The organism is Vreelandella halophytica (assembly GCF_968193635.1).
Genome location: NZ_OZ309107.1, coordinates 3,571,210 through 3,588,965, shown reverse-complemented (window position 1 = coordinate 3,588,965; position 17,756 = coordinate 3,571,210). Strand labels below are relative to the sequence as shown.

Below are 17,756 nucleotides of genomic sequence, written 5' to 3'. Positions count from 1 at the left end.
TTGACCAAAGTTGTGCTGCAAAAAAGTGCAACTTCGGCTACTGGTTGAGCTTCTTTGGTGCACTGGCCGTGCGGACCCTGCCGAATCGGCCAGTGAAAACAGGCGAGTGGGGCAAAAATGGTTAGCGAATGGGTGGGGCGTACTGAAGGCCGCCATCGCGCCACAGCCCGTTCAGCCCGCGTCCGATATTAAACGCTGAGTCAGCGCCCACGTTGCGATCGAACATCTCGGCGTAGTTGCCCACCTGCTTGACGATTTGATAGGCCCAGTCGGCATTAAGGCCCATCGCCTCGCCGAAATTACCGTCGCGGCCCAGTAGGCGCATCACATCCGGGCTTTCGGATTCGAGTTGTTCGTCCACGTTGGCCATGCTCACGCCCAGTTCCTCGGCGTTGAGCATGGCGAACAGCGACCATTTAACGATGTTGAACCACTGATCGTCGCCCTGGCGCACCGCCGGGCCCAGGGGCTCCTTGGAGATCGTCTCGGGGAGGACGATGGCCATGTCCGGGTCGGCCAGCTGCATGCGCTGGGCGTAAAGCTGCGAGGCGTCGGAGCTTAAAACGTCGCAGCGTCCGGACTCGAAGCCGGCGATGGACTGCTCCGGGGCGTCGAACACTACCGCATCGAAGCTCATGCCGTTCAACCGGAAGTAGTCGGCCAGGTTGAGTTCGCTGGTGGTGCCGGACTGGGTGCACACCGCCGCGCCGTCCAGCTCGCTTACGCTTTGAACGCCCAGTTCGCTTGCCACCATGAAGGCCTGGCCATCGAAGTAGCTCACCCCGGTGAAATGGATCCCCAGGGTCGTATCCCGGGTCGAGGTCCAGGTGGTGGTGCGGGCCAACACGTCGACCTCGCCGGACTGAAGCGCCGCGAAGCGCTCGACCGAATCCAGCGGCACGAACTCGACGTTGGCGCCTTCCCCCAGGGCGGCGGCGGCCACCGCGCGGCAGATGTCGGTATCCAGCCCCCGGTAGGTGTCTTCGTCGTCCAGCGCCGAGAAGCCGGGCTGGGCCGCATTGACTCCGCAGCGCAGACTGCCGCGCTCTTGCACCGTTTCAAGCGTGGTGGCCAGCGCCAGGCTCGGCAGCAAAAGCGCCGCCCCGGTCGCTAGCTTGATGCGCCAACCCCTGACCCTTGGGATAGCCCCTGGGATAGCCCTTGTGAGGGTCCTTTTGATTGCCCTTGTGTGATCCGCTTTGTTCATTGTTGTGTCCCTTGCGTGGGTAAGCGCTACAAAAAAGGCCGAGCAGTGCCCGGCCTCGATTCAGTGCGTGTCGCTTTGGGGAATTTAAGCGAAAGCGGCGCGCATAAACGGCGGCAGCGCCAGGGCGCCGCGGTGAGCCTCTACCGTGTAGTACTGTAGCGGCATTTCATGCTCCGCGGCAGCCTCTTCGCGAAAGCTTTCAACGTTTGTCGCCTTGCCCGCCAGCGTCACGCTCCACCAGCCCGACGGATAAACCGGCTGGGGGAAGGGCAGCGTTGCCACGCTCTCGAAACCGGCCGACTTCATGTCTTCGCGCAGTTCACGAATGATCGACCCGCTGTGATATAGCGGTGATTCGCTTTGCTGCACCAGCACGCCGCCGGGACGCAGAATGCGGTGGCAGCGCGCCAGAAATTCGGTCTTGAATAGCCCTTCCGCCGGGCCGACCGGGTCGGTGGAGTCGATGATGAGGACATCGACGCTTTCGTCCTCGGCCTCATCGACCCACTTCACGCCGTCAGCGAACAAAAGCTCCGCGCGCGGGTCGCCGTTGGACGCGACCAGCGCCGGGAAGAAGCGTGTGGAGGCCTTGGTGACCTCTTCGTCGATGTCGATTTGAGTGACTTTTTCCACGCTTTCGTGACGCAGCACTTCCTTCAGCGTGCCGCAGTCGCCGCCGCCGATGATCACGACGCGCTTCGGGTCCTGATGGGTGAAAAGCGCCGGATGGGCGATCATTTCGTGGTACAGGAAGTTGTCCCGGTCGGTGAGCATCACGCAGCCGTCCAGCACTAACAGGTTGCCGTAGGTCTCGGTGGCATAGACTTCCAGGTGCTGATAGGCGCTTTGTACATCCCAAAGCTTCTCGCTGACTTTGAGCGAGAACGCGCTGCCGTGGGCGTCGAAGACTTCGGTGAACCACTGCGTTTGATCGAAATCGCTCATCGGCTCTCTCCAGCGTCGCTTGGGTGGTCGTTCTTGTGATACTGGGGGCTAAGCTCGTGCAGTGCCTCCATGAAGGCGCTGACGTGGTCGGGGTTGGTGAACTGGCTGATGCCGTGACCCAGGTTGAAGATATGGCCCGGCCCGTGCCCGTAGCTTTCCAGTACCCGGGCGACTTCGGCGCGAATGGCCGAGGGCCGGGCAAACAGCACGTTGGGGTCCAGGTTGCCCTGTAGCGCCACCTTATGGCCCACCCGGTCGCGGGCGTCACTGAGCTCGGTGGTCCAATCAAGCCCCACCGCGTCGGCACCGGCGCAGGCGATGTGTTCGATCCACTGCCCGCCGTTTTTGGTGAACAGAATCACCGGCACGCGGCGGCCGTCGTGCTCGCGGATCAGGCCCGAGACGATCTGCTCCATGTAGCGAAGCGAAAACTCGAGATACGCCGGTGTGGAGAGCGAGCCGCCCCAGGTATCGAAAATCTGCACCGCCTGGGCGCCGGCGCGAATCTGGGCATTGAGGTAGTCGGTCACCGCGTGGGCCAGCGTATCGAGGAGCTGGTGCATGGTGTCCGGGGTGTCGTAGAGCATGGTTTTCAGATGGCGGAAATCCTTGCTCGAGCCGCCTTCGACCATGTAGGTCGCCAGCGTCCAGGGGCTGCCGGAGAAGCCGATCAACGGCATGCGGCCATTGAGTTCGCGGCGAATGGTGGACACCGCGCGCATCACGTAGTCCAGGTCGCGCTCGACGTCGGGCACGCCAAGCGCCGCGACCTCTTCCGGGGTGCGTACGGTCTTGCGAAATTTCGGCCCTTCACCGGTTTCGAAATAGAGCCCCAGGCCCATGGCGTCGGGAATGGTCAGAATGTCCGAGAACAAAATCGCGGCATCCAGCGGAAAGCGCTCCAGCGGCTGCAGGGTCACTTCGCAAGCGAAGTCCTGATTGCGGCAAAGGTCCATGAAGCTGCCCGCCTGGGCGCGGCGCTCGCGGTACTCGGGCAGGTAGCGCCCGGCCTGGCGCATCATCCAGACCGGCGTGCGGTCCACCGGCTGGCGGGCCAAGGCGCGTAGAAAACGGTCGTTTTGCAAAGGGGGAGGAGATACAGCGGAAGAGGACATAAACGCCTGCTCTAGGGAAATTTGCCCCTATTGTAGGCGAGGTAGTGCGCATCAGGATAGCGGCGCTCGTCGGGCGGCGGTGGGTAGAATGTGGCCGATTCGTCGTTTTATCGCCGCTTGCGTGGATGCAGGCCGTGAGGCCGGCGCCGCTTTTTGGTAAACTACCGAGTTCTTTTCCTACTCACATCGTTTCCGGCTCTGGTCGATTTGCGAGGTAACCCGTGACCATTCGCTTCATTGCCGCCTCCCGGCTGCCCACCCCCTGGGCCACATTTACCATGCACGGCTTCGAAGACGATGCAACGGGCAAGGATCATATCGCCCTGACGCTTGGCGATGTGACAGGCGTTGCCCCGGTGCTCGGCCGCGTGCACTCCGAATGCCTGACCGGCGATGCGCTGTTTTCGATGCGCTGCGACTGCGGCTATCAGCTTCAAGAGGCGCTCAAACGCATCGCCGAAGAGGGCCGTGGGGTGCTTTTGTACCTGCGCCAGGAAGGCCGCGGCATTGGCCTTTTGAACAAGATTCGCGCCTATAACCTGCAGGACCAGGGCGCGGACACCGTCGAGGCCAACGAGCGGTTGGGCTTTGGCGCCGATATGCGCCGCTATGATCTTTGTGTGCCGATGCTCGAGCATCTCAATATCCAGGCGCTCAAACTGATGACCAACAACCCTCGCAAGGTCGAGGCGCTGACCAACGACGGCGTCAACGTGACCGAGCGTTTGCCCATTACCACCGGCCTCAACCCGCACAACGAGCAGTACCTGGCCACCAAGGCCGGCAAGCTTGGCCACATGATGGCGCTCGGGGATTTTACTCAGGCCGAGGATGTGGATATCGAGCGTAAAAAGTGAGTGATTGACGACGCTTGACTCTTGTCCGCCTTCTGAGCAGTCTTGCCAAATGAACTGGCAGAAGGCAAACAATGAAACAGTCATCGAAACAGGTGGGAAAGCCGTTATCGATAGTGCTGGTCGAAGACGACCCGGGCGACGCGGCGCTGATCCAATACACCTTCAAGTATGATCATGGCGATAGCACGCTCACCTGGGTCGAGAGCCTTGCTCGGCTCACCGATTTTTTGACGCAAGCCGCCTCCTTTCCGGATGTCATCCTGCTCGATCTCAGCCTTTCAGACGCCAGCGGTATCCAGACCGTTTTGGCCTGCAAGCAGATCGCCAGCGGCGTGCCCATCGTGGTGCTGACCGGGTTCGATGACGCGGACTTTTCTCTCGAAGTACTCGAAGCCGGCGCCCAGGACTACCTGATCAAAGGCAAGATCGACGCCGACTCCCTTCACCGCGCCATTCGCTACGCCATCAGCCGGGCGAAGCTCGAACAGCGTTTGGTGATCTCGGAAGAGCGCATGGCCGCGGCCATCGAGGGCGCCAAGCTTGGCGTGTGGGAGTGGCTTTTGCAGGAGAACGCCTTTATCTACAGCGATCGCTGGCTGGCAACGCTTGGCTATCAGCGAGAGCACGCCGACCTTCCGAAAAGTGTGGAAGAGTGGTTTGCCCAGATCCACCCGGAAGACGGCGATCGGGTCGAGGCCACCATCGCGCGTCATACCCAAGGGGAAGAGCCCAATTACCAGTGCGAGTTTCGTATGCGCCACCGGGATGGCCACTGGGTCTGGGTGTTCGAGTCGGGGCATTTGGTCAGCCGCAGTGCCGACGGGCGGCCACTCAGGATGGTCGGCGTCCAACAGAACATCAGCGAACGCAAGGCCATGGAGGCGCAGCTAACCCAGCTTGCCATGTACGATGAACTGACGGGGCTGCTCAATAGGCGAAGCTTCATGGACCTGGCAAGGCGCGAGCTGGCGCGCTTGAAGCGCAATGATGGCTACGCCGTCTGCGTGGTCATGCTGGATCTGGACCGTTTTAAAAGCGTTAACGATACCTACGGCCACGGCGCCGGCGATGCGGTATTGAAGCAGTTTTCCGCGACCGTGACACGTCAGCTGCGCCAAACGGATGTGTTTGCACGTTTGGGCGGCGAAGAGTTCGTGGTGGTACTGCCCGACACCGACCTGGCCGGCGCCGAGATAGCCGCCGAAAAGCTGCGCGCCTCGGTCGAGGCGATGCAGGTACCGCTTGAGTGCGTGAGTTCACCGCTCAAGGTCACCACCAGCATTGGCGTCGCGCGCATGCAGGGCAGCGACTCGCTTCCGGACGGCGCCCTGGCGCGGGCCGACAGCGCCCTTTACGAGGCGAAAAAGGCCGGGCGTAACCAGGTGTGCGTCCATCATGAGTAGCGAACCCCTTCAATTTGCGGCCATCTTCGGTCAAAACGGCTGGCCCTGGGTCGTTTTTTTGGCCGTCGCTTTGGTGGTCTCCATCGCGCTGCAGGGGCTGATCTATTGGCGCAGCCGCCAACGTTTAGTCCGGTTGAAAAGCCAGCAGAAAGCGCTGAGCCATATCCTTTGGGGTACCTCGGCAGGTACCTGGGAGTGGAACATTCAAACCGGTGAAACACGCTTGAACGAGCGCTGGGCAGAGATGGTCGGCTATACACTCGATGAGCTAACGCCCACCACGGTAGCGACCTGGGAGCGATTTTGTCATCCGCAGGAGCTGGCCCGCGCCCATCAGGCGTTACGCGCGCATCTCGAGGGCGAGACCGAAAGCTACAACATCGAATTTCGCATGTGCCACCGCGACGGTCACGATATCTGGGTGTACGCGCGCGGCCGGGTGGTCGACCAGGACGAGGCGGGCAATGCGCGATGGATGGCCGGTACGCACATCGATATTACCCAGCGTAAAGAGGCCGAGGCCCGGGCTCAGGTAATAACCGATCGCCTCACCAAACTGAGCGCGCGGCTACCCGGCGCTATTTTCCAGTACTGGAAAAAGGCCGATGGCACGGTACACGTTCCCTACGCGAGTATCGGCATCAAGGACATCTACGGCCTGACACCGGAGGAGATCAACGAAGACGTGGGCCGTGTTTTTGCCGTGATTCACCCGGAGGATCTCGACAAGATGGCCGATAGTATCGACGCCTCGGCCAAAGCGCAGAGCGTCTGGAATCTGACGTTTAGAGTGAATCACCCGGAAGCGGGGCTTCTGTGGATAGAAGGGGACTCAAAGCCCGAGCGCCTTGCCGATGGCAGCACGATTTGGCACGGCTACCTGCGCGACGTCACCGCCTCCTACCTGCTTCAGCAAGAGCGCGACGATTACCGCGAATCGCTGGAGAAATCCAATCGCGAGCTGGAACACTTTGCCTACGCGGCCTCCCACGATCTACGCCAGCCGCTGCGTATGGTGACCAGCTACGCCCAGCTTCTAGAGCGCCACCTGGGCGAGCGGCTGGACGACGACGCAAGCACCATGCTGCATTACATGAGCAATGGCGCCAAGCGTATGGACGCGATGCTGCTTTCCCTGCTGGAGTACTCCCGGGTGGGCCGGCAAATCCCGTCGTTGAGCGTCTTTCCCCTGCGCGAGTCTCTCGATGAGGCGCTTCACTTTCTCGCCCCGGCGATCGCGGACGCCAGCGCCACGGTGGCGGTGCAGGGCGAGTGGCCCGAGGTGAAAGCAAGCCGCGATGGGCTAACCCGGCTTTTCCAAAACCTGGTGGGCAACGCGCTCAAATATCACGCCTTCGATAAACCGGTCGAGGTGACGGTCGCCATTGAGCGCTGCGCGCGTGAAGATACCTTGCATATCACGGTGGCCGACAACGGTATCGGCATCGAGCCGGACCAGATACCGCGCCTGTTCAAGGTGTTTCAGCGCCTGCATAGCCGCGAGCGGTTCGAAGGCACCGGCGTGGGGCTTGCGATATGTCGCAAGATCGTCGAGCACCACCACGGGCAAATCCGGGTTTCCTCCGCCGGTTTGAACCAGGGCAGCTGTTTCCATGTCACGCTACCCTGCGACGTACTGAGAACGCCATGAAACATAAAGCGCAGATCACGGTGCGTACGCTTTTGTGGATGTTGATGCTGCTGCCTTCGTCGGGGTGGGCCGACCTGAGCTTCGATGAGTACTTTTCGCACAGCCCAGTGCCGATGTGGATGGTGGCGGTAGACGATGGCGATATCGTGCGCGCCAACGCGGCGGCCGCCGCCTTCTACGGCTACGCGGATCTTGAGACGATGAACGTCGATCAGATCAATACCTTTACCCCCGACCAGGTGCGCCAGGAAATCGAGCGCGCCAGCCGCCAGGCGCGTAACCACCTCATCTTTCGACACCGGCTGGCCGATGGCAGCACCCGCATCGTCGGGGTGTATTCCCAGTCTTACCGCCAGGCAGACGAAGACGTCATGCTATCGTCGATTTACGATATGAGCGCTATGGATGGGGCGAGTAAACGGCGCTATATCGAAACGGTCGAGCAGCAGGTGGACTTGCAAATAGCCGAGCTGAGCCGCGCCCGCGAGCGCGCCCGCTGGTTTTGGATAGGCAGCGCCCTCGCCCAGGCGCTCGTCATCGTGTTGTTGGCGCTGGCCCTTTGGCGCCTGCGTAGCGCCCAGCGCGAAAACGTCCGGCTGATCGACGAGCTTTCGTTTCGTAACCAGGAATTGGAGCGCTTGAGCCAGGCCATGGCGCACCATTTCCAGGAGCCGAGTCGACGGCTGGTGAGTTTCGCCCATCAGTTGCAGCGCTCGTCCCAAACGCCGAGCGACTCGAACGGGGCGCTGGCGGTTCACTTTATCGCGGACCAGGCCCAGCGCCTGAGGGACCTGGTCGGCGATGTCCAGTGCTACCTGGGCGTGGGGACGGTCGCCGCGCCCTCGGAGCGCGTCGATGTCGAGCAGCTGGTCAACGAGCTCTATCAGTTCGAACCCGCGCTTTCAGCCCTGCGCGAGGCGGGCAGCTTGCGCGTCGAAGGTGAGCTTTATGAGGTCTGGTTCAACCACAAGCAGCTTGCCCAGTTGTTCAACGTGCTGTTGCACAACAGCTGGCAATACCGCCATCCAGAACGGCCGCTGGACATCGTGATTAGCGCCAGCGTGAAAAAAGGGCGCGTCCAGTACCGGGTGGCGGATAACGGCCAGGGCATCGCGCCGGAATACCGCCAGCAGGTCTTCGAGATGTTTGCACGGCTGGTGCCTAACAGCGAGGAATACCCCGGTACCGGCGTAGGGCTTGCCAAAGTCGTCAAGATGCTGCGCAAGGTGAATGGGCGTATAACGGTGGAGGACGGCATGGCGGGTGGGGCGTGCTTCGTCTTCGATTTGCCACTGGTCAGGGAGAAACCGTAATGGATGGACATTTCGTTGTGCTATTGGTGGAAGACGAGCCCGCCGACGTGCATCTTGCCAGAATGGCCTTCAAGGAGGGCCATATGCTGGTGGATGTGCACGATGTCGGCGACGGCGTCGAGGCATTAGCGTTTTTGCACCGTGAAGGTAAATACGCGTCAGCGCCGAGGCCGGATCTGATCCTTCTGGATCTCAACATGCCGCGCATGGACGGCAAGGCGTTTTTGAAACGCGTGAAGTCTCTGGAAACGCTGCGCCAGATTCCGGTGGTGGTGTTGACCACCTCGGAAGCCGAAGCGGATATCTTAGCGTCTTATGATTTGGGGGCAGCCGGATTCATCGTCAAACCCATGGATATCGAGCAGTTCGTCGCCTCGATTCGCTCATTGGAAGACTACTGGCTGACACTGGTACGCCGGCCAGGCTAAGTGCTTGGCTTTCTGGGTGGCGCGGGCCTTGGCCGGGTGGCAGAGCGTGCGCCTTGTGGGCGGTAAGCCAGTCCCGAGCGTTAATATTTATAATTTTCTCGTTGATATATCCAATGATGAATTCGGCTCATTTTCAGGGAGCGGATTTTTCATTGGTTTTACGCCGACCAGGCCTGCCAAACTGAGCCTTCATTGACGATAAAGCTCATTTCGGAGGCACTCCCCCATGGTACAAGACCTGATCACCCGGCGGCTCGATGACGGCCCACTTATCTGCGCCGAGGGCTTTCTTTTCGAGCTCGAGCGCCGCGGTTACCTCTCGGCGGGGGAGTTCGTCCCGGAAGTGGCGCTGCTGCGCCCGAACGCGTTGGAAGCATTGCACCGCGATTTTCAGCACGCGGGTTCGGACATCGTGCAGGCATTCACCTACAACGGCCACCGCGAAAAAATGCGCGTGATCGGCAAGGAGGAGCTGCTGGAGCCCTTGAACCGGGCCGCGCTCAAAATCGCCCGCAAGGTGGCCGATGAACAGCCCGGCAACCTGATGGCCGGTAACATTTCCAACAGCAACGTATGGGACCCTCAGGATCCGGCGTCCCAGCAGAGCGTGCGCGCCATGTTCGATGAAATGGTGCAGTGGGCCGTCGAGGAGGGCGCGGATTTCATCATCGGCGAAACCTTCTACTACGCCGGTGAAGCCCAGGCAGCGCTGGAGGCGATCAAGGCCAAGGGGCTGCCGGCGGTCATCACCCTGGCGCCGATGGCCGAAAATAAAATGATCGATGGCCCCGGTATCGTGGAGACCTGCGTGGCGCTCGAGCAAAACGGCGCCAGCGTGGTCGGCCTGAACTGCTTTAGGGGGCCGGATACCATGCTGGACTGGATCCAGCAGATTCGCGAGGCGGTGTCTTGTCACGTCGCGGCACTGCCGGTGACCTTTCGCACCACGGCCCAGGAGCCCACCTTTTTCAATCTTTCCGACACCCAGGGGTGCAGTTGCCCGTCGCCTCACGGGCGCCCTTTCCCCACCGCGCTGGACCCCTTGTTCTGCAACCGCTACGAGCTGGGCGCCTTTGCTCGCAAGGCCTTCGATAGCGGCGTCAACTATCTGGGTGTCTGCTGCGGCGCGGCGCCCATGCACATCCGCGAAGTGGCCATGGCCGTTGGCCGCGAGCCTGCCGCCGCGCAGTTTGCCGAGCGCATGGAGAACCACTTCATGTACGGAAGCCACGAGCGCTTGCCGTCGCATATCGCCGCGCTGGGCGAAAAGGCCTGATCAGGGGCTTGCGCTCACTCCCGGGCGCGGCTGATCCGCTCGTAAGCGTTGCTGATTTCGCTGGTACGCTGCTGGGCCATGTCGCGCATGCTTTCAGGTAAGCCTTTACCGGCCAACTTGTCCGGGTGATTTTGGCTCATCAGGCGCCGGTAGGCTTTTTTGACCTCGGCGTCGCTGGCCTCTTCACTAACCCCCAATACCCGGTAGGCGTCTTCGAGGGAAGTTTCGCTGGTACCCGCGGCGTTGGCGGAGGCGCGCTGCATCATCGCCTCGATCTGGCGTACTTCGGTTTCGCTACAGCCAATGCCCTGGGCCACGCGCATCATCATGGCGTGTTCACTTTCTTGAATCTCGCCATCGGCGGCGATGGCGCTGAGCTGTACCTGCACGAACATCTGGCGCATCACCGGCTGGCGCTGCGTCAAGCGGCCCACCCGGGCAAGTTCTGCGTCCAGGTCGAAGCTGTCCGCCTGGCCACGCTCGAAGGCGGTGCGCATCTGGGCGCGCAGCGCATCGCTTAGCTGCATCTGACTGAAAAGACGCTCGGCGATGTCGCGCTCGTTGTCGCTAACGCGGCCATCAGCCTGGCAAAGACACCCCATCACGGCGAAGACCGACTCCAGATAGCCCTGTTCGATCTGGCGGCGGGCGGTGATCAGCCGGCGTATCGCGCGCTGGGCGATCCAAAAGCCAACCCCGCCACCGACCAGCAGGCCAATGGGGCCAAAAATGGCCAGGCCCAGCAAACCAAACAGCAGCGTCGAAATAAGCAAAAACGTCATAGTACTCTCAAGCGGTCGATGGAAAAGAGGCGGTGAACGAATTTATCACTTTCAGCGCCGCTATATTGGACAGTGGCGTCATTATAGAAGGATTCGTTTTAAGTGCCTGTAGCCGGCGACGTTTGTTTAACCGCATGCTCACCGGTACGAGGCCTAAAAGCGGGGCCGTTGGTCGCCACTACCTTCGCTTTTATCCTTTGTTAAACGTTTATTTTCGGGGGTGCACTATAGTGATAGCTGGCATGGCATCGGCCATGGCTAACCCTTTCAGGAGAGCCACCATGAAAGCACTATGTTGGCACGGCAAGAACGATGTCCGTTATGACACGGTTCCCGATCCGGAAATAGAGCATCCTCGCGATGCCATCATCAACGTCAGTAGCTGCGCGATCTGCGGCTCTGACCTGCACCTCTATAACCACTTTATCCCCGCCATGGAAAATGGCGACGTGCTCGGCCATGAGTTCATGGGCGAGGTCATGGAAGTGGGGCACGACAATAAGAAACTCAAAGTGGGCGATCGTATCGTCGTGCCGTTCATCATCACCTGCGGCGAGTGTCCTCAGTGTCAGCGCGGCAATTTTTCGGCCTGTGAGCGCTCCAACCGCAATAAGGGCCTGGCGGACAAAGCCTTTGGCCATGCCGGCGCCGGGCTTTTCGGCTACTCCCACTTGACCGGCGGCTACGCCGGCGGCCAGGCCGAATACGTGCGCGTGCCCTTTGCCGATAGCACCCATATCAAGGTGCCCAGCTCGCTCACCGACGAGCAGGTGCTCTTTCTGGGCGATATCTTTCCTACCGGCTGGCAGGCCGCCGTCCAGTGCGATATCCAGCCCACCGATACGGTGGCGATCTGGGGGGCGGGGCCGGTCGGTCAGTTCTGCGTGCGAAGCGCCGTGCTGCTCGGCGCCAAGCAGGTGGTGGTGATCGATAACGTTCCGGAGCGCCTTGCCATGGCCCAGGCGGGCGGGGCGATAACGATCAATTTCGACCAGGAGAGTGTGCTGGAGAGGCTTCAAACGCTGACCAGCGGTAAGGGCCCGGAAAAATGTATCGATGCCGTCGGGCTCGAGGCCCACGCCACCCGGTCACTGGACTCGGCCTATGATCGGGTCAAGCAGGCGGTCATGCTGGAATCCGACCGCTCCCACGTGCTGCGCGAGATGATCTACGTCTGTCGGCCGGCCGGGGTGCTGTCGATTCCCGGCGTTTACGGTGGGTTGATCGACAAGTTTCCCATCGGCGCGCTCATGAACAAGGGGTTGACCGTACGCTCCGGCCAGACCCACGTGAACCGCTGGAGCGAGGATCTTCTGCGCCGGATCGACGAAGGCCAGATCGATCCGTCCTTCGTGATTACCCACTCCGTTGGGCTCGACCAGGGGCCTGAAATGTACAACACCTTTCGCGAAAAGCAGGATGGGTGCATCAAGGTCATTCTCAAGCCGTAAACGAGCCAAGGGAGGTTTCGATGGCGAACTATCCAAACCGTACGCCCCGGCGTATGACCCGTTCGATGAGCGGGGCCGACCGGGTGGCGCGGGGCCTTGGCTGGCTGAGCCTGGGCATCGGGCTTTATAAGCTGCTGGCGCCGAAAAAGCTTAGCGGCGCGCTGGGTATGAAAGGTGTCAGTGGACGGGTGCGCGCCGGCGGCGTTCGCGAGATCGCAAGCGGCGTCGGGGCGTTATCGGCCAACCCTACCCAGGCGGTATGGAGCCGTGTCGGCGGCGATGTATTGGACCTGGCCGCGCTCTCCTATGCCCTGCAGGACCGCCATAATCCCAGGCGCCAGAATATTTACCTGGCACTGACCGCGGTAGGGGTACTGACCGCCGTCGACCTGTGGTGCGCCAAAGCGCTTTCTCAGCGCCATGCCTACCAGGGCGGCGTCACGCCGGACTTTCGCCGCCGAAGCGGCTTCCCCGGCGGTTTGGCAAGCGCCCGGGGAGCGGCGCGCGGTTTTGACGTGCCCAGCGACATGAAAGACGCGCTCCCCACCCCGCCGCGTTAACGTTACGTTCTTTATATCCACGATGGCCAGAACTCGGACAGCCCAAAAGCGTCCGAGTTTTAGTCCTTTCTAAACGGCCAGACCCGGCCGGTGCGCTTGACCCCGCCCGGCTTTTACTCGAACGTTACGCCTATAAAGGCGCCCGCCGCGCTTGGGGCGTGGCGCCTGCCAAGACGACATTTGGAGATACATGATGGCCTCGCCCACTTTTGATACCGCGGACACCAAAAAAGCGGCCAAACACGACCCTGACGTGGGCGAGTACCATAGCCCCGCCGGCGGCTGGGGGGCGCTCAAGGCGGTGGGCAAGCACTTGCTGCACAGCCGTTCACCGGCGACCAACGCCCGCTCGCTTTTCAAAATCAACCAGCCCGATGGCTTCGATTGCCCCGGCTGCGCCTGGGGCGACCCGGAACACGGCTCCTCCTTCGAGTTTTGCGAAAACGGCGTGAAAGCGGTGACCTGGGAGGCGACCGCCAAGAAGGTGAAGCGCGATTTTTTTGCCAAACACAGCGTCACCGAGCTCAAGACCTGGGATGACTACCGCCTGGAGGATCAGGGCCGGCTGGTCGAGCCCATGGCGTATAATGCCGAGACCGACCACTACGAGCCCATCGAGTGGGACGCCGCCCTCGAGCTGATCGCCGCCGAGCTCAAGGCGCTGCCCACGCCAGACGACGCCATCTTCTATACCTCGGGTAAGGCCTGTAACGAGTCGGCCTACGTGTTCCAACTGCTGGCCAGGCTTTACGGGACCAACAACCTGCCGGACTGCTCCAACATGTGCCACGAAGCCAGCGGTGTGGCGCTGGGGGAGGCGCTGGGCACCGGCAAGGGCAGCGTGCGGCTGGAAGACTTCGAGCACGCCGAGGCGATTTTCGTGTTTGGCCAAAACCCGGGCACCAACCACCCGCGTATGCTCGGTACCCTGCGCGAGGCCGCCGAGCGCGGCGCGACTATCGCAAGCTTCAACCCGCTGCGCGAACGGGGTCTCGAGAAATTCGCCGACCCGCAAAAGCCGCTGGAGATGCTGCGGGGCGGCAGCCACCGGATCAGCTCGCACTACTTCTGCCCGAAGCTTGGCGGCGATATGGCCACGCTGCGCGGTATTGCCAAGGCGCTGTTCGAGCGCGAGGCCAGCGGCGAGTCGGTGCTGGATGAGGCCTTTATCGACCAGCACACCGAGGCGTTCGAGGCCTACAAGGCGCAAGTGGATGCGACCGACTGGGCGGCGCTGGAGGCGCAGTCCGGTTTGAGCCGCGACGAAATGGGCCAGGCCGCCGAGCTCTACGCCCGCTCTAACGCGACCATTATCTGCTGGGCGATGGGCATTACTCAGCACGTGCACTCGGTGCCCACCGTGCGCGAAATCGTCAATGTATTGATGCTGCGCGGCAATATGGGCCGACCCGGCACCGGTACCTCGCCGGTGCGCGGCCACTCCAACGTGCAGGGTGACCGCACCATGGGCATTTTCGAAAAGCCCACTGACGAGCTGCTGGACGCCCTGGAGGCGCGCTACAAAACGCCGATGCCCCGGGAGCACGGCGTGGACTCCGTCGCCGCCGTGGAGGCGATGCGTGACGCGCCCGGTAAGATATTCATCGGCCTGGCGGGTAACTTCACCCGGGCGATTTCGGACAGTGGGGTGGCCGAGGCGGCGATGGGCCAGTGCCGGCTGACCGCCTTCATCAGCACCAAGCTCAACCGTAGCCACCTGATTACCGGCGAGAAAGCGCTGATTCTGCCGTGCCTGGGGCGCAGCGAAATCGACAAGACCGGCGGCAAGACCCAGCTGATCACCGTCGAGGACTCGATGAGCATGGTGCACGGCTCCGCCGGCATCAACCGCCCGGCAAGCCAGGACCTGCCGTCGGAAATCGCGCTTTTAACTCAGCTTGGCGAGCACTTGCTGGGCAGCGAGAAGGTGGACTGGGCGGCGATGCGCGAGGATTACGACGTGATTCGCGATCACGTGGAAGCGGTGATTCCCGGTTTCGATAACTTCAACGAACGCGTGCGCGTGCCGCGCGGGTTTTGGCTGGGCAACCCCACCGCCGAGCTCACCTTTCCCACCGAAAGCGGCAAGGCCGTGTTCTCGAGCGAAGCGCTCCCCGAGCGCGTCATCCACCAGCAAATGGCCGAACGCGACGGCTGGCTGACGCTGCAAACCATGCGCTCCCACGATCAGTACAACACCACGGTGTACGGCTACAACGACCGCTACCGCGGCATCGAGAACGGCCGCCAGGTGGTGTTTTTGAACGCATCCGATATTGCGCGTCTGGGTGTCGAAGCGGGGCAGTGGGTCGACCTGGTGGGCGAGTCCGACGATGGCGTAACCCGCCGCGTCGAGGGCTTCAAGGTCGTGGCGTATGATACGCCCAAAGGGTGTGCGGCGGCGTATTACCCGGAGACCAACCCGCTGGTGCCGCTCTCCCACAAGGGCGACGGCAGTCACACCCCGGCGTATAAATCCATCGCCATCCGCCTGGAGCCCAGCGCCCGCATTGCCTGATTCTCAGAGTCTAAACAGCGCGCTGGAAACGCTCCAGCGCGCCCATCCAAAGCTCGATACGCTAAGCGCGCTGGTGCTGGTGGCGCTGGATCGAGTGGCCGGGGAGGCCGCGCTTTCCACCGCCCAACTGGCGCGGCGCCTCGAGATCGAGCACGCCCTGATTCGCCGCGCCTGCGCCGAGCTCGAAACCGAGGGCTGGGTGGTGATCGAGCCCGCCGCCGGGCCGGGGCCGGCGCTACGAGTACGCCTGAATGCCTCGCTTCGTCTTTAACGCCGGCTCTTTAGCGTGGGTGGGGCGTTTATTTTGCCAGCAAAGCCAGGCGTTTTTCGATCGCCGCCTGAATACCCGGTGCATCCAGCCCGCAGTCGCGCAAGAGCTCGTCCGGGGTGCCGTGCTCGACGAAGCTATCCGGTAAGCCCAGCGTCAGTACGTTCGCCTGGATATTTTCGGCGTGCAGCAGCTCCAGCACGGCGCTACCCGCGCCGCCGGCCACCACGTTTTCTTCAAGCGTCACCAGCAGGTCGTGCTCGGCGGCGGCCTCCAGCACCATTTGATGATCCAGCGGTTTGATCGAGCGCATGTTGATATGCGTGGCGCCCAGGGTCTCGGCAACTTCCTGTGCCGGGCCGTTCATGCTGCCAAAGGCGAGCAGGGCGACTTTGGGGGCGCCTTCTTTGGCCCGCGCCCGAAGCTCCGCCTTGCCGATGATCATCGGCGCCAGGTCTTCCGGGGTGGCCACGCCCGGGCCTGTGCCGCGTGGGTAGCGCACCGCGGCGGGGCCTTCGTGATAGTAGGCGGCGCTCAGCATGGCGCGGCACTCCGCTTCGTCCGCCGGGGCCAGTAGCACCATGTTGGGCACGCAGCGCAAAAACGAGATATCCATGCTGCCGTGGTGGGTCGGGCCGTCTTCGCCCACCAGCCCGGCACGGTCGATGGCGAAGGTGACATCGAGCCCCTGTACCGCCACGTCGTGAATCAGCTGGTCATAGCCGCGCTGCAAAAAGGTCGAGTAGATCGCCACCACCGGCTTCATTGCCTCACAGGCCATGCCGGCGGCGAGGGTCACCGCGTGCTGCTCGGCGATCGCCACGTCGAAGTAGCGCGCCGGGTACTCCTTCGAGAAGCGGATCAGATCCGAGCCTTCGCGCATGGCCGGGGTAATCCCCATCAGGCGTTGGTCGGCGGCGGCCATATCGCAAAGCCAGTTGCCGAATACATTGCAGTATTTCTGCTTCGGCGCGGCGGGGGCGGCGCTCTTTTGGGCCTGCGCTGCCGCCTTGTTGGGCTTTTCAAGCTTGGTGATCGCGTGGTAGCCGATCTGGTCCGCTTCGGCGGGCAGAAAGCCCTTGCCCTTGACGGTTTTGATATGCAGAAACTGGGGGCCGGGTTGGTCGCGAAGCGCGCTCAGGGTGTCGGTCAGCGCTTCCAGGTCGTGGCCGTCGATGGGGCCCACGTAGTTGAAACCGAGCTCCTCGAACAGCGTAGCGGAGCTTACGAAACCCTTCATGTGCTCTTCGGTGCGCTTGGCAAGCTTGAGCGCTCCCGGCAGGTGCGAAAGCACTTTCTTGCCCTCTTCGCGCATCTTCAAATACGGCTTGCTGGCGAGCATGCGCGCTAGATAAGTGGCCAGGCCCCCGACGTTTTCCGAAATCGACATTTCGTTGTCGTTGAGCACCACGAGCATATTGGCGTTCATGTGGCCGGCGTGGATCAGCGCTTCGAACGCCATACCGGCGGTCAAGGCACCGTCGCCGATGATCGCGCAGACCTGGCGCTCATCGTTTTGGGCGCGGGCGGCCAGTGCCATGCCGAGCGCGGCGGAAATCGAGGTGCTGGAGTGGCCCACGCCGAAGGTATCGAATTCGGACTCCGCGCGGCGGGGGAAAGCGGCCAGGCCGCCGTGCTGGCGAATGCCGGTCATGGCCTCGCGCCGTCCGGTCAAAATCTTGTGCGGGTAGGCCTGGTGGCCGACATCCCACACCAGCCGGTCGCTTGGGGTGTTGTAAACGTGGTGCAGCGCCACGCTTAGCTCGACCACGCCAAGCCCTGCGCCGAAGTGCCCGCCGGAGACCCCCACGCTATATAACAGGTACGCGCGCAGCTCGTCGGCCAGTTCGGCCAGCTGACGGTCGTTCATGGCCCGCAGGGCCGCGGGGTGGTCAAAGGAGTCGAGCAGCGGCGTGGCCGGGCGCTCGCGGGAAATCTCGTCGAACAGCTTCATGGGCATGGTGTCACGGTCGTTTTTTGTA

15 protein-coding genes are annotated in these 17,756 nt (G+C 62.2%); 10 read left to right on the top strand and 5 right to left on the bottom strand.

What is annotated here, in order from left to right:
* Positions 1-121: 121 nt before the first annotated feature.
* From ACWHXT_RS16645 to hemE, 3 genes are all read right to left on the bottom strand, one after another.
* The gene (locus tag ACWHXT_RS16645) at positions 122-1,093 is read right to left on the bottom strand and encodes an amino acid ABC transporter substrate-binding protein (protein WP_447956642.1); all 972 of its coding nucleotides are present in this window, start codon (positions 1,091-1,093) and stop codon (positions 122-124) included.
* A 198-nt stretch (positions 1,094-1,291) separates the two neighbouring features.
* A complete protein-coding gene (gene speE / locus ACWHXT_RS16640; protein ID WP_447956641.1) occupies positions 1,292-2,152 on the bottom strand; it encodes a polyamine aminopropyltransferase in 861 nt (286 codons plus the stop codon).
* A complete protein-coding gene (gene hemE / locus ACWHXT_RS16635; protein ID WP_447956640.1) occupies positions 2,149-3,267 on the bottom strand; it encodes a uroporphyrinogen decarboxylase in 1,119 nt (372 codons plus the stop codon). Before hemE ends, speE begins: the two co-directional genes overlap by 4 nt.
* 221 nt (positions 3,268-3,488) lie before the next feature.
* On the opposite strand from hemE, the gene ribA reads away from it, so the two are divergent.
* From ribA to ACWHXT_RS16605, 6 genes are all read left to right on the top strand, one after another.
* Entirely contained in the window at positions 3,489-4,124 is a 636-nt protein-coding gene (ribA, locus tag ACWHXT_RS16630) for a GTP cyclohydrolase II (protein WP_447927324.1), read from the top strand.
* 71 nt (positions 4,125-4,195) lie between these two features.
* Positions 4,196-5,527, top strand: a complete 1,332-nt coding sequence (locus ACWHXT_RS16625; RefSeq protein ID WP_447956639.1) for a diguanylate cyclase — start codon at positions 4,196-4,198, stop codon at positions 5,525-5,527.
* Positions 5,520-7,178 carry a sensor histidine kinase gene (locus ACWHXT_RS16620; protein WP_447956638.1) on the top strand — a complete coding sequence of 553 codons (1,659 nt, stop codon included), beginning with the start codon at positions 5,520-5,522 and terminating at the stop codon, positions 7,176-7,178. Before ACWHXT_RS16625 ends, ACWHXT_RS16620 begins: the two co-directional genes overlap by 8 nt.
* Positions 7,175-8,491: a sensor histidine kinase gene (locus tag ACWHXT_RS16615; RefSeq protein WP_447956637.1), complete on the top strand. Its 1,317-nt coding sequence runs from the start codon at positions 7,175-7,177 to the stop codon at positions 8,489-8,491. Before ACWHXT_RS16620 ends, ACWHXT_RS16615 begins: the two co-directional genes overlap by 4 nt.
* Entirely contained in the window at positions 8,491-8,919 is a 429-nt protein-coding gene (locus ACWHXT_RS16610; RefSeq protein ID WP_447956636.1) for a response regulator, read from the top strand. Before ACWHXT_RS16615 ends, ACWHXT_RS16610 begins: the two co-directional genes overlap by 1 nt.
* 226 nt (positions 8,920-9,145) lie before the next feature.
* Entirely contained in the window at positions 9,146-10,195 is a 1,050-nt protein-coding gene (locus ACWHXT_RS16605; RefSeq protein WP_447956635.1) for a homocysteine S-methyltransferase family protein, read from the top strand.
* A 14-nt stretch (positions 10,196-10,209) separates the two neighbouring features.
* Here ACWHXT_RS16605 and djlA read toward each other — a convergent pair whose 3' ends face one another.
* Positions 10,210-10,977, bottom strand: a complete 768-nt coding sequence (gene djlA / locus ACWHXT_RS16600; protein ID WP_447927318.1) for a co-chaperone DjlA — start codon at positions 10,975-10,977, stop codon at positions 10,210-10,212.
* Positions 10,978-11,258: 281 nt separating this feature from the next.
* Between djlA and ACWHXT_RS16595 the strand changes: the two genes are divergently transcribed.
* The 4 genes from ACWHXT_RS16595 (at position 11,259) to ACWHXT_RS16580 (ending at position 15,777) form a co-directional block, all read left to right on the top strand.
* A complete protein-coding gene (locus tag ACWHXT_RS16595; protein WP_447927317.1) occupies positions 11,259-12,428 on the top strand; it encodes a zinc-dependent alcohol dehydrogenase in 1,170 nt (389 codons plus the stop codon).
* A gap of 20 nt (positions 12,429-12,448) precedes the next feature.
* Positions 12,449-12,988, top strand: coding sequence for a hypothetical protein (locus ACWHXT_RS16590; RefSeq protein WP_447956634.1), 540 nt, complete (start codon positions 12,449-12,451; stop codon positions 12,986-12,988).
* 193 nt (positions 12,989-13,181) lie between these two features.
* On the top strand, positions 13,182-15,506 hold the full coding sequence (locus ACWHXT_RS16585; RefSeq protein WP_447958062.1) for an FdhF/YdeP family oxidoreductase: 2,325 nt from the start codon (positions 13,182-13,184) through the stop codon (positions 15,504-15,506).
* A complete protein-coding gene (locus ACWHXT_RS16580; protein ID WP_447956633.1) occupies positions 15,499-15,777 on the top strand; it encodes a MarR family transcriptional regulator in 279 nt (92 codons plus the stop codon). The genes ACWHXT_RS16585 and ACWHXT_RS16580 overlap by 8 nt, the downstream gene beginning before the upstream one ends.
* A 28-nt stretch (positions 15,778-15,805) precedes the next feature.
* Here the strand turns inward: ACWHXT_RS16580 and dxs are convergent, their stop codons facing one another.
* Complete coding sequence (gene dxs / locus ACWHXT_RS16575; RefSeq protein WP_447927313.1) at positions 15,806-17,734, bottom strand: 1-deoxy-D-xylulose-5-phosphate synthase; 1,929 nt, start codon at positions 17,732-17,734, stop codon at positions 15,806-15,808.
* Positions 17,735-17,756 lie beyond the last annotated feature (22 nt).